At 36.4% G+C, this 14,966-nt stretch carries 9 protein-coding genes; 6 read left to right on the top strand and 3 right to left on the bottom strand.

The window, feature by feature from the left end; translation table 11 throughout:
- Positions 1-109 precede the first annotated feature (109 nt).
- Positions 110-2,782 carry a beta-1,3-glucanase family protein gene (locus tag BKM63_RS20255; RefSeq protein ID WP_071638390.1) on the top strand — a complete coding sequence of 891 codons (2,673 nt, stop codon included), beginning with the start codon at positions 110-112 and terminating at the stop codon, positions 2,780-2,782.
- A 207-nt stretch (positions 2,783-2,989) separates the two neighbouring features.
- Complete coding sequence (locus BKM63_RS20250; RefSeq protein WP_071638389.1) at positions 2,990-4,612, top strand: glycosyl hydrolase family 18 protein; 1,623 nt, start codon at positions 2,990-2,992, stop codon at positions 4,610-4,612.
- A 90-nt stretch (positions 4,613-4,702) separates the two neighbouring features.
- On the opposite strand, the gene BKM63_RS20245 is transcribed toward BKM63_RS20250, so the two are convergent.
- Positions 4,703-5,761 (bottom strand): SDR family oxidoreductase, encoded by a 1,059-nt coding sequence (locus BKM63_RS20245; protein WP_083572295.1) that lies wholly within the window; start codon positions 5,759-5,761, stop codon positions 4,703-4,705.
- A gap of 89 nt (positions 5,762-5,850) precedes the next feature.
- Positions 5,851-6,438 (bottom strand): Crp/Fnr family transcriptional regulator, encoded by a 588-nt coding sequence (locus BKM63_RS20240; protein WP_071638387.1) that lies wholly within the window; start codon positions 6,436-6,438, stop codon positions 5,851-5,853.
- A 177-nt stretch (positions 6,439-6,615) separates the two neighbouring features.
- Here BKM63_RS20240 and BKM63_RS20235 point away from each other — a divergent pair, with 177 nt between their 5' ends.
- Positions 6,616-8,532: a metallophosphoesterase family protein gene (locus tag BKM63_RS20235; RefSeq protein ID WP_071638386.1), complete on the top strand. Its 1,917-nt coding sequence runs from the start codon at positions 6,616-6,618 to the stop codon at positions 8,530-8,532.
- A gap of 206 nt (positions 8,533-8,738) precedes the next feature.
- On the opposite strand, the gene BKM63_RS20230 is transcribed toward BKM63_RS20235, so the two are convergent.
- Positions 8,739-9,800 (bottom strand): phosphatidylinositol-specific phospholipase C1-like protein, encoded by a 1,062-nt coding sequence (locus BKM63_RS20230; protein WP_071638385.1) that lies wholly within the window; start codon positions 9,798-9,800, stop codon positions 8,739-8,741.
- 267 nt (positions 9,801-10,067) lie between these two features.
- Between BKM63_RS20230 and BKM63_RS20225 the strand changes: the two genes are divergently transcribed.
- The 3 genes from BKM63_RS20225 to BKM63_RS20215 all read left to right on the top strand — a co-directional run bounded on the left by BKM63_RS20225 (position 10,068) and on the right by BKM63_RS20215 (position 14,963).
- A complete protein-coding gene (locus BKM63_RS20225) occupies positions 10,068-10,592 on the top strand; it encodes an RNA polymerase sigma-70 factor (RefSeq protein ID WP_071638384.1) in 525 nt (174 codons plus the stop codon).
- Between the two features lie 83 nt (positions 10,593-10,675).
- Positions 10,676-11,599 (top strand): FecR family protein, encoded by a 924-nt coding sequence (locus BKM63_RS20220; RefSeq protein WP_071638383.1) that lies wholly within the window; start codon positions 10,676-10,678, stop codon positions 11,597-11,599.
- Positions 11,600-11,672: 73 nt separating this feature from the next.
- On the top strand, positions 11,673-14,963 hold the full coding sequence (locus tag BKM63_RS20215) for a SusC/RagA family TonB-linked outer membrane protein (protein ID WP_071638382.1): 3,291 nt from the start codon (positions 11,673-11,675) through the stop codon (positions 14,961-14,963).
- The last annotated feature ends 3 nt before the right edge of the window (positions 14,964-14,966 follow it).

The raw sequence follows: 14,966 nt of genomic DNA, 5'->3' as shown, positions 1-14,966 counted from the left end.
TAAAGGATAGCACCAATAATTACACCCTGACGGATTAATAATACAAAGTCGTGAATTAGAAAAGGCTTTGGATAGAATCTATTTATGTAACCCCCAAAATTATTTAGATATGAAAAAAAATAAACTTCAACGATTTTCTCTCCTGACAGCACTGTTCTTGGTGTTTTCAAATCTTATGTATGGGCAGGGAGCCATTCCTTTTATCATAAGTAATACTTCGCCCTTTAATGATAACGAATTGTATGTAGCCATTGTGGGTATCGATTATACAACCGGAAATCACGTCTGGGTAAATGCCAAAACAAGTCAGGTTTTGCCAATGAGTTCTTCGTATAACACCATTACCGGACCTACAATTGGCGGAAATACCGGACCGGGGCAAAACTCAAAATACGCGGCTTGTTTTACCAAACTGAGTGAAATTCCAAATAAAACCTTCACACTGCCTTTAATCGCTGGATGCAGGGTTTTTATTTCGAGAGGCCAGCAGTTGTATTTCTACTTTTTTGGTGCAAATGGAGCTCCTTCAGGATATACATCGCCAAATCCGCTGAATGCAACAGATCCGAATCAGGGAATTTTATATGAAATCATCGAATTGACTAATAATCAGTATGGTTTCTTTGGAAATCCAACACGGGTAGATTCGTATAAATACCCAATGGGATTGGAATTATTTGGTGCAAATGGCTACCAAAAGAAAGTGGGCGATCTAAAAAAACATGCTGATATCGTGGCCGCTTTTAAAGCCAATGTTCCGGCAGAATTTCAGGGTTGCGTGAATAATACAACTGGTGAAATTACAGCTCCTTCTAAAACGGCAGCTTTCGCCGATGGAAGCGGCGGAACGACAGCTGGACCACAGGCTAATTATTTAAAATCCTATATCGATGCCATTTGGAACAAATACAAAAACGAAGATTTGATCTTTTATGCAGGAGATGCCGGAGTTTTTAAAGGAAGAGTTATTGGCGAACAGCTTGAAATGGTTGGCCAGTCCGGCGGATTTGTCGGCCGTACCGGAAGAGTTCAAAATCGTCCGACCACTCAGGAAGCCCTTGAAGGAAAAGGTGTTCTGGACAGAAGATTAGTCGATGGTGATCTGGATCTTGTCATTCAGGCGCAGTTAACGGCCGCGATTAACCGTCACGTGGTAAATGTTACCACTCCAAATCCGGGACAGCAAAACTGGTACGATGCATCCAAATATTATCAGGTAAACCCAACAAATCATTACTCTAAATTCTGGCATTTACCAGGAATAAGCGTTGATAATCTGGCTTATGGATTTGCTTATGATGATGTGGCAGATCAGTCGCCCTCTCTTCATTCGCCGCAGCCTACAAAGGTAATTGCTGTTTTTGGAGGTTATGCAGGAACAGTTCCTTCCGTTCCGGCTTCTACAGATGTTGTTACGGTCTATAAAGACTGCAACTATGCAGGTTTCTCCGGCGGATTGACAATTGGCGATTATAATCTGGCGCGTTTAAATTCTTTAGGTGTTTTAAACGATGATATTTCGTCGCTGAAAATTACGCAGGGTTATCAGGCAATTTTGTATCAGGATGATAATTTTACAGGAGCTTCAACTGTAATTAATTCTGATAATTCTTGTTTAAATACAACGTGGAATGACAAGGTAACTTCGATCAGGATTTTAGCAAACGGAACGACAACTTTAGGAAACCAGACTTTCTTTTTACAAAACAGAAACAGCGGTTTGTATATGGATGTATGGAACTCGAGTTTATCAAACGGAGCAGGAATTAATCAGGGCGCTTTAAATTCAGGTAACAACCAGAAATTTACGTTTACGCATTTAGGCGACGGCTTATATAAAATCATAGCCAATCACAGCGGACAATCTTTGGACGTGAATAATTTCAATAAAGCCAATGGCGCGCGAGTGGAGCAGTATCCGTATAATGCGACCACAAACCAGCAGTTTGTATTAGTTTCTACAGGCGATGGATTTTATAAAATTGTAGCCAGACACAGCGGCAGAATTGTTGAGGTTGCCGGAGCAAGCACGGCTTCCGGCGCTATTGTACAGCAATGGGATAATAATAACCAAACCTGCGGACAATGGAAACTGGTTCCTGCGACTTCTTCTCAAACTTCCGTTTTAATTCAGGCCGAAGATTATTCTGCCATGAACGGTATTCAGGTTGAAGCTACAACAGATACCGGCGGAGGATCAAATGTGGGATATACTGAAACAGGAGACTGGTTAGCCTATAACAGCATCAATTTCCCAACAACGGGTTCTTATTTAATTGAATACCGAGTAGCAAGTGCCGTAACAGGCGGCAGATTATCATCTGATTTAAACGGCGGAACTATTGTTTTAGGAAATGTAGACATTCCGAATACAGGAGGCTGGCAAAACTGGCAGACGGTTTCGCAAACGGTAAACGTAAACGCAGGAACATACAATTTCGGAATTTATATTCAGAATACCGGAATGAACATCAACTGGATAAAAATCACAAAAACGGGTGCAGGATTAGCGGCTAAATCGGCTTTGGTTCAAACAGAAGAAGAAGCACCTGCAGAAACCGTTTTAAACATTTATCCAAGTCCGGTTGAAAGCACCTTGTTTACCACGACAGACCTTTCTGGAGGAAATGTAAAAATCGTAGATGCACAGTCTGGAAATGCGGTTTTATCGAAAAAAATCAATGGAAGCAGTATCGATGTTTCGCATTTAACAAAAGGAATCTATTTGATTGTTTTTGAGAAAGATGGAAAACAGACGATCAAACGTTTTATCAAAAAATAGTTTTAAAAACTGATTTTAGGCTTTAGATTTTAGATAATAATGGAGTAGTTGTTAGTTCTGCAAAATTTGATTGCACCGCGATCAAATCTAAAATCTAAAGACTGAAATCTATCCCGTCCCGAGGTTTCGGGATCGGGACTAAAAAAGTACAACTCAAAAAACCGTCCCCACTATTTACGAGTTTATTAATCTATTAAAACAATTATTATGAAAAACAATTACAGAAGAATGCTGCAGAAATGCATGATTATTTTAGTTTTGGGTATTTTTAATTTAGTGTCTGCCCAGAAAAAAGTAATAGCGTACATCCCGAACTGGGTTGATTTAAACGCTTTATCAGGTACAATTCAGTACAGCAAATTAACGCACATTAATATTGCGTTTGAAAACCCCGATGCCAATGGTTATTTAAGTTTTAATTCCGGAAGCAATACGATCATCAACGCGGCGCATGCCCAAAACATTAAAGTTTTTGTTTCGCTTGGCGGAGGTTCTGTTTCAGAGGGCGGACCAATTCGCGACAATTATTTTAATTTGATTACGCCTGCAAACAGAACGGCTTTTATTCAAAAAATCTATGATTATGTGGTAGCGCATAACTTTGACGGAGTCGATGTAGATTTAGAAGGCCCGGCTATTAATGGCGATTATGGAGGATTTGTAATTGCTCTTGCGAATAAACTGCATGCTAATGGAAAATTGATTTCGGCAGCGCTTTCAGAAGGATATGGTGGTGCTAATGTACCAGCATCTACTTTTGCGGCTTATGACTGGATCAATATCATGGCATACGATGCGACAGGGCCATGGGCTCCGGGAAATCCGGGACAGCATTCACCGTATAGTATGGCTGTTAATCAGTTTAATTACTGGACAGGGAGGGGATTACCGGCAAGCAAAGCCATTATTGGACTTCCGTTTTATGGATATGGTTTTGGAGCTTCGGCCAATCAGGGAATTTCTTATGCAAATATCGTAAACCAGTATCCGGGAGCAGAAAATCTGGATCAGGTAGGCAATACGATTTATTATAACGGAATTCCAACTATCAAAGCCAAAACAACATTCGCCATTCAAAATGCGGGCGGCGTTATGATTTGGGAATTATCGCAAGACGCCACAGGTGCAAAATCTTTATTAACAGCCATTAATCAGGTAATTACAGGAAGTAATCCTCCGGGAACAGGTACTTTAATCCAAGCAGAGAATTACAATACGATGAGCGGCGTTCAGACAGAAGCGACTACAGATACCGGCGGAGGATTAAATGTTGGATATTGTGATACAGGAGACTGGATGGCATATTATAATATTAATTTTCCAACTTCAGGAAATTATGTAATTGAATACAGGGTAGCAAGTGCAGTTTCGGGAGCAAGATTATCATCTGATTTAAATGCCGGAACAATTCAATTAGGGGCTGTAAATGTACCCAATACAGGAGGATGGCAGAACTGGCAGACTGTTTCTCAAACGGTAAATGTAAATGCCGGAACATATAACTTCGGAATCTACATTCAAAATTCGGGTGTGAATTTAAATTGGTTCAGAATCACAAAATCAGGTTCAGCTTTAACGGCTAAATCGGCTTCGACAGATAAAATTGAAAGCCTGACTGTTTACCCAAATCCGTCAGAAGATACTCTTTTCTTTTCTGCAGAAGTTTCAGGAGGTAATGTGAGCATTATAAATTCTCAGGATGGTGCCACCATTTCCAGTCAAAAAGCAAATAACAACAGTATTGATGTAGCAGGTTTAAAAAGTGGTGTTTATTTGATTTTAGTTGAAAAAGACGGAGTGAAAACGGTAAGGCGTTTTATAAAAAAGTAAATTAAACCATTTGCCATAATGGTTTTTTATACATTAAATTTTAGGTTTTAATGTAATGAAAGGCTGTCATCTCTGACAGCCTTTTTTTATTTAAGGAATAATCTTTTCCTGACGCAGCTTATCAAAAAGACCAAAAAACATTTCCTCAGTATCTATAAATTCATAAAATCCCAGGCGTCTGGCTTTGGTTCCATCTGCGAAAAAATCATAATCCCAGGAAAAAACAAAATCTCCAAAACCCCAGCCGGCCAATTTTTCATAATCATGTTTTTCCAAATTGTATTTTTCCTGCATGTTTTGCCATAAATTATTTTTATCAGCCATGACCGTTTTTAATTCCATCTGCAGAGGCGGTGCAGCTGGAATCTCAAAATAAGAAGCAATTTTTGGCCAAAGTTCTGACCATCGAAACAAATCGCCATTTGAGATATTAAAAGCCTGATTAGCACATTGCGGATTTGTTGCTGCCCAAACCGTTGCTTTTGCTAGTAACCCGGCGTCAGTCATTTCCATAAGTTTATCATAAGCTCCAGCTTTTCCGGGAAATCGAAGCGGGAGATTGAGTTCTTTAGAAATTGAAGCATATACGGCAATTAAAAGTGCCAGATTCATTGGATTTCCAACTGCTGTGCCACCAACAACCGATGGACGGACAGCGCTCCAATTCCAGTTTTTTCCCTGCTTCTTTTTTTCCAAATATTGTTGTTGGTCTATGTTGAATTCTGGCGGCATATGGCCTGCATCAGTTTCTTTTGCAGGAGTTTTAAAAGGTCCCAGATGTGCTCCGTAAACTTTATACCCCTGCATTAAACTAATGTGTTCTAGATTTTTAGAAAGAGGTTCAATTATTTCGACCACATTTTTCAGCATGGTAAGGTTAGGCTCTGCAAGCTCAGACCATGACGGACGATCCTGATAGGCGGTATAAAATATATGAGTAATGTTGTGAAGATCTGATAATTGTTTCTTACTGTTTTCTAAATCAAGTAAATCAACTGGAATGTATTTCAGATTAGGTTTGTTATGGCCTTCTTTTCTGGATAATCCAATAACTTCCCAGTTTTTTACAGATAAAAGATAATCAATAAGATTTTTTCCTATAACACCATTTGCACCCACAACAAGTGCGGTTTTTTTAGTTGTTTCCATTTCTCTTTGTATTTAAAATTACTTTACAAAGATCAGGCAGTACAAAAAGTTTAAAAATGAAGTAGATTATGAAAAAAGGTTGAACCAGATTAACTTTTTTTCAATCGGCTGTTTTTTATTTTTGAAAGAAATTCGGTTGTCATTCCCAGATAAGAGGCCAGGGCATACTGAGGTACACGTTTTGCTATTAAAGGAAATTGAGTTGTAAAACTGTCATAACGCTCTTCTGCAGAAGAAGTCAGATTTGTAATAATGCGGCGTTGGAAAAAAGCGGCAGTACGTTCTGCAGTTATGCGAAAAAAAGTTTCAAATTTTGGATTTGCTTCTTTTAATTTTGTTTCAGATTCAAAATCCAGCTGTAATAAGACAGAATCTTCTAAAGCCATAACAAACATTGTTGCCGGCTGTTGATAAATATAACTGTTATAGTCTGAAATCCACCAGTCTTCAATTGCAAAGGCAATTGTATGTTCATGACCGTCATCATCTGTCACATAGGCTCTTAAAGCGCCTTTTACTACATAACTTCTGTATTTTGCTGTAAAATCAGGCTGGACTATAAATTGTCTTTTTTTAACCTTTGTAATTTTAAATTCAGAGATGAATTCATTAAGCTCTTCTTCAGAAAGCGGTATCCTCTTTTGAAGGTGATGTATCAAACCCTGATATTCGGTCATTTTTATTTGGTTTTAAATATTGGAATCTACAGCTTCGTATTCAATCAAAATTACAAAACATTATCATACCGTAACAATACCATAAACTGATTTTGGCTTTAAATTGATAAAATTGCAGCTTATTAAAAGCATCAAGCATTTTTAATGAATTCCCCATTTTGTAAAAGCCTGCAAACTATGAATTTAAAGTTTACCTCCCCCTTAATTACACTCATTATATTTTTTTTCACTTGTACAATTTCTGCCCAAAATCAGAAGAATTTAGAAGGCGTTCAGGTTGCTTTTTTATCTGATGTTCATCTTCAGGATTTATTTGGTACGTTTTGTGATAATGATTTTAAAGGTATTTGGAATACCAAAACCGGAAAATATACGTTAATAAGAACGATGGCCTCGCAGTTACATTCGACGAGAATTTTCAATGAAAATTATTTTGCCTTCATTGCCGCTCTTGAAGATATTGCAAAAAGAAAAATAAAATACGTGGCACTTCCGGGTGATTATACCGATGACGGACAGCCGATACACGTGCGCGGATTAAAGAAAATTTTAGATCAGTACCAAAAAAAATACGGTATTGAGTTTTTTATAACCACCGGAAATCATGATCCGGTTGGACCATTTGCTCAGGAATCGGGTAAAGAAGATTTTTTAGGTAAGCAAGGAAAGAGCCAACCCATTTTTAGCAAAGACGGCATGTATAAGCCAAACATGAATATCGAACAGCCAGTTGTCATAACAGCCGATATTGCTAAAATGGGTTATTTAGGCATAACTAATGAACTGGAAAACTTTGGTTTTTATCCTAATAAAAAATACAAATTCTGGTCGACTCCTTTTGCCGGTTTTAATTCCCAAAACTACAGTTACAAAAAAGCCGTTGAAGCTTCACAATTACACAAAAGAGTTTACAATGTTGCGCCCGGATTTGAAGTTCCGGATGTAAGTTATGTCGTTGAACCAATAGACGGACTCTGGCTTATGGCAATTGACGGAAATGTTTATATCCCGAAGAAAACCGATGGCGATCCAAAAGATTCTAAAAATTATTCAGAAGCAAGTACAGGCTATAATAATGTGCTTTCCAACAAAAAACATCTTATAAAATGGGTTCAGGATATTTCGGCGGAAGCCAAACTTCGCGGTAAAACTTTAGTTGCTTTCAGCCATTTTCCTATGATTGATTTTAATGATGACGCTTCCGCGGAAATTAAAGAATTATTAGGCTCTAATAAATGGCAGTTAAACCGTGTTCCCGTTGAAGAAGTAGCGCAGGTTTTTGCCGATGCAGGCTTAAAAATTCATTTTGGAGGCCACATGCACATCAACGATACCGGATTACGAAAAACTGCAAAAGGAAATACTTTGGTTAATATCCAGACACCTTCGCTTGCGGCTTACATTCCGGCTTATAAATTATTGACGATTAAAAAAGACAATCTTGTCGACATTCAGACAATTACAATTGATGAGGTTAAGGGATTTGATGAACTTTTTGATTTGTATAAAATGGAATATCAGTTTTTACAAAGTCAGAACGCAAAAGACATTTGGAATATAGATATTCTGAAAACCAAAAATTACCACGATTTTACCGATTTTCATTTAAAGGAATTAGTCCGCCTTCGTTTTCTAAAAGATGACTGGCCTGCTGCTTTCAAAGATTTTATTCTGAATGTTTCTGCCAAAGATTTATTGGTTTTGGCCAATATCCAATCGGATAAGGATTTTGATTTTATTCTAAAAAATAAAGAGAAATTCCAAAAAGAATGGAATGAAGCTGAATTTAAATCGGAAGTTCAGAACCATCTCCAAAAAGAAGATTTCAGCTGGACAGGAAAAGATCTTTTAATCGACTTTTACCGTTTTAGAAGCGCAGATGAACTGGCTCTTGCCGATGTTGGAGAAAAACGGGTTGCGGCATATAAAGCTTTATCAAAACTATTTTTGGATTCTAAAGAAGAAGTTTCTAAACCTTTACAAAAACAAATGAAATTGTTTTTTGTCATCTTTAATAAATTCATGCACGAAGTTCCTGCAGATCATTTTACAGTTGATTTAAAAACGGGAGAGATTAACCGCAAAGAACGCTAAGAGTTACGCAAAGTTTCCTTTTAATCTCGCAAAGACGCAGAGTCGCAAAGTTTTTATAATCTTTGCGACTCTGCGTCTTTGTGAGCAAATTTAAGCAACAAAATCCGCAAAGCTTTATCAATTATAGCTTTGCGAACTTTGCGTAAATCTTAGTGCTCTTTGCGGTTAAAAAACTGAAAACTGTGACTGCGACTGAAAACTAAAGCCTAATTACCATTAACCGGATCAACCCTCACAAAAGTCCCATCATCGTATTTAATTTGATAAGATGAATTAAAGAACGTACTCGGCAGATAATAATCGGTTGTGATGATTTGTGCGCCTGATGTTTTGGCGGCATTAAAATGCGTGTAATCGTTTGCTCTCGCTTCTTTTGTATCGGCATCGGCTCTGGTTCTTATGATGTAGCCTTTTTTAACCAAATCGGCAATTGTCTTATCTTCAGGATTGTTTCTGAAAATAGTTGCAGCTTCCGGATTTCCGGGTTCGGCGTTAATGAAAATCGCGCGTCCTTTTAGCGACGGATGATTTAAGGCATACAAATCTCTTTTGGCTCCATTATTATCCAGAATAAACAGGAATTTCCCTTTTGCTTTTTTAAGCGTTGGCCAGTTGTTGTTCAAAACCGCTTCTTCGAGTGTTTTGTATTTTCCGCGCACCATATCAGGCGTAATGAGTTTGTCTTTTCCTAATTCTTTGCGGATTACTTTATCGACTTCATCAAAAACTTCGGCAGTAAAATCTTCCGGTTTTGTTCCGAAGAAATTCGCATCGCCGTCTTTTGGTTCCAAAGTAATAAAAACCGGAACGTGATCCGGATTTGCATCTGACCATTTTTTTAATTCCTGAAGGCAGATTTCAAAAGTATAGCAGGAAGTTTTAAAATCAATATCCGGCATATGAAAAACCTTAAAGCCTGGTTTTTTCATTAATCCGTCCGGATCGTAAGCTTCTTGAGGTTTTACAATATCCAATCCTTTTGGATGTGCATATTTTCCGCCTTTGGCATCGGCAAAAATATCAATTTCCAACTGGCGCAAACCTTTATTTAACTGCTCTGTAATGCTGATGTGTGTGTATTGTAAACCTTTTAAGGAGCGAGAAGTGTCTTTTGCCTGAATGAAATTGTACAAATCAGGTTCGATATTATGTCGGTAACTATTGTGCGAACCTATAACTTGTATCTGGTTGATTTTTAGGTTGTCATTTTGCGCTTGACTCAATTGAACAGTCCCGGCAAAAAGCAATGCAAACAAAATTTGTTTCATGATTTTTAGATGAAATTAGAATTAAAAAGTGTGGGGACGCGGCAAGAGAGAATGCAGTATTTTAGAGAATACTAAAGTAGAACTGGTATCTGGTTTTTGTGTTAGCTAAACGAAAAGAAATCGCAAACCAACTGTCATTTCTGCCGGAAAATAGTAGTATTAATAAAACAAAAGTATTTCAAATTTAATTTAAAGATAACTTTCAGGCAAAAAGTATTGGTATAACATTTCCTTATTTTACATCACTTAATGTTACCAAAATTACCAATGAAGAATCCTGAAATTTTTGAAAAAACGTATACTGACTACTGGAAAAAGCTCAATGCTTTTTCGTATACAATGACTCAGGATAAAGACTTGGCGCAGAACATTGTTCAGGATGTTTTTATTGATTTATGGGAACGAAAAGATGATTTGAACATTCATGCAATCGAGCCTTATTTATTCAGGGCAGTAAAAAACCAGATTTTTAAACACTACCAGAATAATCGTTTTGATAAGACGATTATGGAAGACAAATTTGAAGATTACATTATCGACAATTTTTCGTCGATTGATTCTGAATTGATGGATTTGCTTTATTCTTTATTAGATAAACTTCCGGAAAAAAGAAAAGAGGTTTTATTGATGTACAAATTTCAGGATATGTCAATTGACCAGATTGCTGAGGAACTCGGAATTTCAAAACAAACGGTGAAAAACCAAATTTCATCAGCATTAAAACAACTGCGCGAAGGCTTGAAAGATCTGGCCTGGCTGGCTCCAATTATCTTTTTTAAGCAAAATTTTTAAGATAACTTTCTGTTGATGTTTTCATAATATTTGCGGATAGTACGATTTTAAGATTCCAGTACTTATAGGTAACAATAAGTATTATGGTAAAAAGAATCAAACACAGTTTAGAATATCTTATCGATAAAAGTTCAAGAAATAAAACTTCAGAAGCAGAAGAAAATCTGCTGGGGAATTTCGCTTTAAGCGAATACCAAAATGCAGAATGGGATGAGGTTTCGATGGGAAATTCAGACGAAGTTTCTAAAAATATATACAACGGAATACAGCTTCGAATTGTAAAGAAGAAGAGGTTTAATCCGTATTTAAAATACATGGCCGCTGCCAGTATTCTTTTTCTTGCTGGTTTAGGTTTTTTCTTTAAACCTGGTATTGCCGCAGAAAAGCAATTATCATTTAAAACGTCATCGATCCCCAAATCTATCAAGTTAAGTGACGGCTCGAAAATTTATCTGGCAGCAAACTCATCATTTCAGTATCCTGAAAAATTTAATGGCAGCGAAAGAAAGGTTTCTTTATTAAAAGGAAATGCTTTTTTTGAAATAGCCAAAGACAAGAAACATCCGTTTATTATTACTTCGGGTGAAGTAAAAACGAGAGTTGTGGGAACTTCATTCCACATTCAGATGTCAAAATCAAAATGTGAGGTAATCGTGGTTACCGGAAAAGTAAATGTGACTTCAAAAGGGCAGAGCGTAGATTTAGTTCCAAATGAAGAAGCGCTTTTTGAATCACAAAAACTAACAAAACTGCTGGCTGATAAATCATTTCTGGTCAATTGGTATTCGACAGATTTAACGCTTAATCAAACTACACTTAAACAGGTTATCACCATTTTACAATATAAATACGGAGTTTCATTTCAGTATAATAATGAACAGGTATTAGCAACTCCCTTAACGGTGTTCATTAAGAAAGACGCAGCATTAGAGAATGTTTTAGAACAAATAAATTATATCACAAACCTAAAATTTAAAGTTTATGGCGAAATAGTAAAAGTGGATTAAAAACAAAAAAAGCAGCTGCTGAGAACAACTGCGATTAATAATTAAGTATCGTAAAAAACCAATAACTTAAATCATGTATTTTAAACCTTCTTATTTAAATCTAAAGAGTTTTATCTTTTTAGTACTATCGTTACTAACCATTGAGAGTGGTTTTAGTAAAACTGCTTCATTAAAAAAATCAAAAGTAGAAAATAAAATAGAAAAAGCTACACTTGTTTCTATTTTTTCAAAATTAAGTCAGCAGACAGATTATAAATTCAGCTACGGACAAGCTGTAATTGCTGATAATACAACCTATACAGTAAATTTTACGGGAGAATCTGTTGCTTCCATTTTAAGTGATCTTTCTAAAAAAGCCAATTTTAATTATAACATTAACGGCAAATTGGTTTTAATTCAGAAAGCAGCTGTATCAAAAGCTGTTCATGTAAAAGCAGCGGACAAAATTAGAGTAAAAGGAAAAATTGTTGACGAAAACAAAGTGCCCATTCCGGGTGCAACAGTAATTGAAACCAGTACATCGAACTCAACAGTTACGGATTTTGACGGAGTTTTTGAACTTTCTGTTGGAGAAGGCAAAACAATCGAAGTTTCGTATGTAGGTTATAAAACAAAAACGGTTGCAGCACAAACAGGTTTCATGACTATTCAGTTAGAGCCAAGTACTGCTGAATTAAACGAAGTTTTGGTCGTGGGTTACGGAAAACAAGCTAAGAAAGATGTTACCGGAGCTGTGACACAATTAGAAGCCGCTAGTTTTAGACAAGGTGTAAACGTATCTGTAGACAATTTAATGCAGGGAAAAGTAGCAGGTGTTCGTGTTGTTAGTACAAGCGGTGAACCAGGAGCCGGCGTAAATGTTACCATTCGTGGAGTTGGATCTATCAGAAGCGGAAGTACACCTTTATTTGTTGTTGATGGTATGCCATTGGCAAATGATGATATCAGCCCGGCAGGAACTAACGTGGGTTTTGGATCTTCAACAGCAAAAAATCCATTAAACTTTTTGAATACGAGTGATATCGAATCGATTACAGTTTTAAAAGATGCTTCTGCAGCGGCTATTTACGGAGCAAGAGGGTCTAACGGAGTGGTGATGGTTACAACTAAAAAAGGTTCTAAAGGCGAAGGAACATTAACGTTTGACTCCTATATGGGAGTTTCGACTGTGGCTCATAAATTAGACGTTTTAAATGCAAGTCAGTATAGAAATGCGATAAAAGATAAATCATTTGACCATGGCGGAAACACAGACTGGCAGGATGTGATTTTTAGATCTGCAATTACGACAAATAATGCTTTGTCTTTTGCAAAACAAACAGAATCAGGAAATTATTATGCATCTATTGCAAAAATGGATCAGGAAGGGATTATCCGTAATAGTAATTTTAAACGTCTTTCTGGTAGAATTAATGCGGCAGAATCATTTTTAGACAACAAACGTTTAAAACTAAAAGTGAATCTTACGGCTAGCCAGACTACAGATGATGGTGTTCCTACAAGTGATGATGGAGGTTCTAACGGGCAATTGGTTATACATACTTTAATGGCTAATCCAACAAGGTCAGTTTTTGATGCAAACGGAAACTACACCAACTTTAATATGAATGCGCATTACAATCCTGCTTATTTATTGAGTATTTATGAGGATCAAACCAATACATTGAGAGTTTTAGGAAATCTTGAAACTTCTTTTAGAATTGTAAACGGATTAGAATATAAACTAAACATTGGTATAGATCGTTCAACATCTGAAAGAAATACGACTATTTATCCAAACATTACAGATATAAGTAAAATAGGAAAGTATGTTCAAAATAATTTGGACTCAAAAAACTCCTTAATCGAGCATTATTTAACTTACAATACTTCATTTGGCAAACATAAAATTGAAGCTTTAGGTGGTTTCTCTTATCAAAAATTCGAAAGATCTGGAACAAGTTTTAGTATTGAAGGAATTACTGAAAAAGGTGTTGGTATTAAACCGGAAATCAATCCTGGATTTAAAGGAATACTGCCTGTACTTTCCGGTTATGCGCAGGAAAACGAATTACAGTCTTACTTTGGAAGATTGAATTATACTTTAAACGATAAATACCTTTTAACGGCTTCGATGAGAGCTGATGGTTCGACTCGTTTTGGTGATAATAACAAATACGGTTACTTTCCTTCATTTGCTTTAGGATGGAATATTTCTAAAGAAAGTTTCTTAGAAAATGTTACAGCTTTAGATAACTTAAAGTTAAGAGCGAGCTGGGGACAAACAGGAAATCAGGAAGTTGAAAATAAAATTACAAAAGCAAGTTATTCTCTATCTGGTGCTGACGGGTATTATTTATACGATGATTTAAATCTGGTAAATGGGGTTTCTGTAGTTAGAACACCAAATCCGGAATTAAAATGGGAAGTTGTAACACAATACAATGTAGGTTTAGATTTTAGTTTATGGAAAGATAAATTGTACGGAACACTTGATTATTTCAATAAAACCACTACAGATGCAATCTTAAATGTTACTTCGCCGCTATTAAGCCCAACACCAACGGTTTGGATGAACCTTAGTAATCAAGGTAAAATCGTAAACAAAGGTTTTGAATTTATGTTAGGTTCAAAATTAGTTGACACTAAGGATTTCAGCTGGAATGTTGATGTAAACGGAGCAACATTAAACAATAAAATTAAAGACTTACCAATTTCAGAAATTTTAACGGGAACTATTTCAGGTCCTGGACAATCTGGTGTAAATGCTAATATTTACAAAAGCGGTTATGCAGCAGGTTCATTCTATTTATTACAGCATATTGGTTTTGATGAAAAAGGAGGAAACATCTTTAAAGATCAAAATGGTGACGGTAAAATTGATAACAGCGACAGAGTTATCATTGAAGGAGCTTTACCAACTTTTTATTACGGAATTAATAGTGACATGAGATATAAAAACTTTACGTTTTCATTCTCAATCATTGGACAGACAGGAGGTTATCTGCTGAATAATACAGGGTTAAATGCCTTAAATATCAACAACCTGGCTTCTGACAGAAACGTTGCGACAAATTACTATGAGTCTGGAGCAAACCCAACAAACTCGCCAATTTTGTCGACTCTTTTCTTAGAAAAATCTGATTTTATCCGATTAAATACAGCTCGTATTGGTTATAATTTCGACTTAAAAGGAGTGAACTGGTTAAACGGACTAACACTTTATCTAACAGGAAATAACCTGATTACAATAACAAATTACTCAGGATTTGACCCATTAATTAACAGCCCGAAACCAAACGGAGGAAACCAGTCTATTGGTATTGATTACGCTGCTTATCCAACTTCGAGAACGTTCAGTTTCGGAGCAACTTTAAAATTATAAATC

Source organism: Flavobacterium johnsoniae (assembly GCF_001879205.1).
Lineage (GTDB): Bacteria > Bacteroidota > Bacteroidia > Flavobacteriales > Flavobacteriaceae > Flavobacterium > Flavobacterium johnsoniae_A.
This window is presented reverse-complemented; position numbering and strand designations above follow the sequence as displayed.

Bases quoted from the DNA above. Each gene is read 5' to 3' on its own strand.
- BKM63_RS20255 (WP_071638390.1), top strand. From the start codon at position 110: ATGAAAAAAAATAAACTTCAACGATTTTCTCTCCTGACAGCACTGTTC.
- BKM63_RS20250 (WP_071638389.1), top strand. From the start codon at position 2,990: ATGAAAAACAATTACAGAAGAATGCTGCAGAAATGCATGATTATTTTA.
- BKM63_RS20245 (WP_083572295.1), bottom strand. From the start codon at position 5,761: ATGGAAACAACTAAAAAAACCGCACTTGTTGTGGGTGCAAATGGTGTT.
- BKM63_RS20240 (WP_071638387.1), bottom strand. From the start codon at position 6,438: ATGACCGAATATCAGGGTTTGATACATCACCTTCAAAAGAGGATACCG.
- BKM63_RS20235 (WP_071638386.1), top strand. From the start codon at position 6,616: ATGAATTTAAAGTTTACCTCCCCCTTAATTACACTCATTATATTTTTT.
- BKM63_RS20230 (WP_071638385.1), bottom strand. From the start codon at position 9,800: ATGAAACAAATTTTGTTTGCATTGCTTTTTGCCGGGACTGTTCAATTG.
- BKM63_RS20225 (WP_071638384.1), top strand. From the start codon at position 10,068: ATGAAGAATCCTGAAATTTTTGAAAAAACGTATACTGACTACTGGAAA.
- BKM63_RS20220 (WP_071638383.1), top strand. From the start codon at position 10,676: ATGGTAAAAAGAATCAAACACAGTTTAGAATATCTTATCGATAAAAGT.
- BKM63_RS20215 (WP_071638382.1), top strand. From the start codon at position 11,673: ATGTATTTTAAACCTTCTTATTTAAATCTAAAGAGTTTTATCTTTTTA.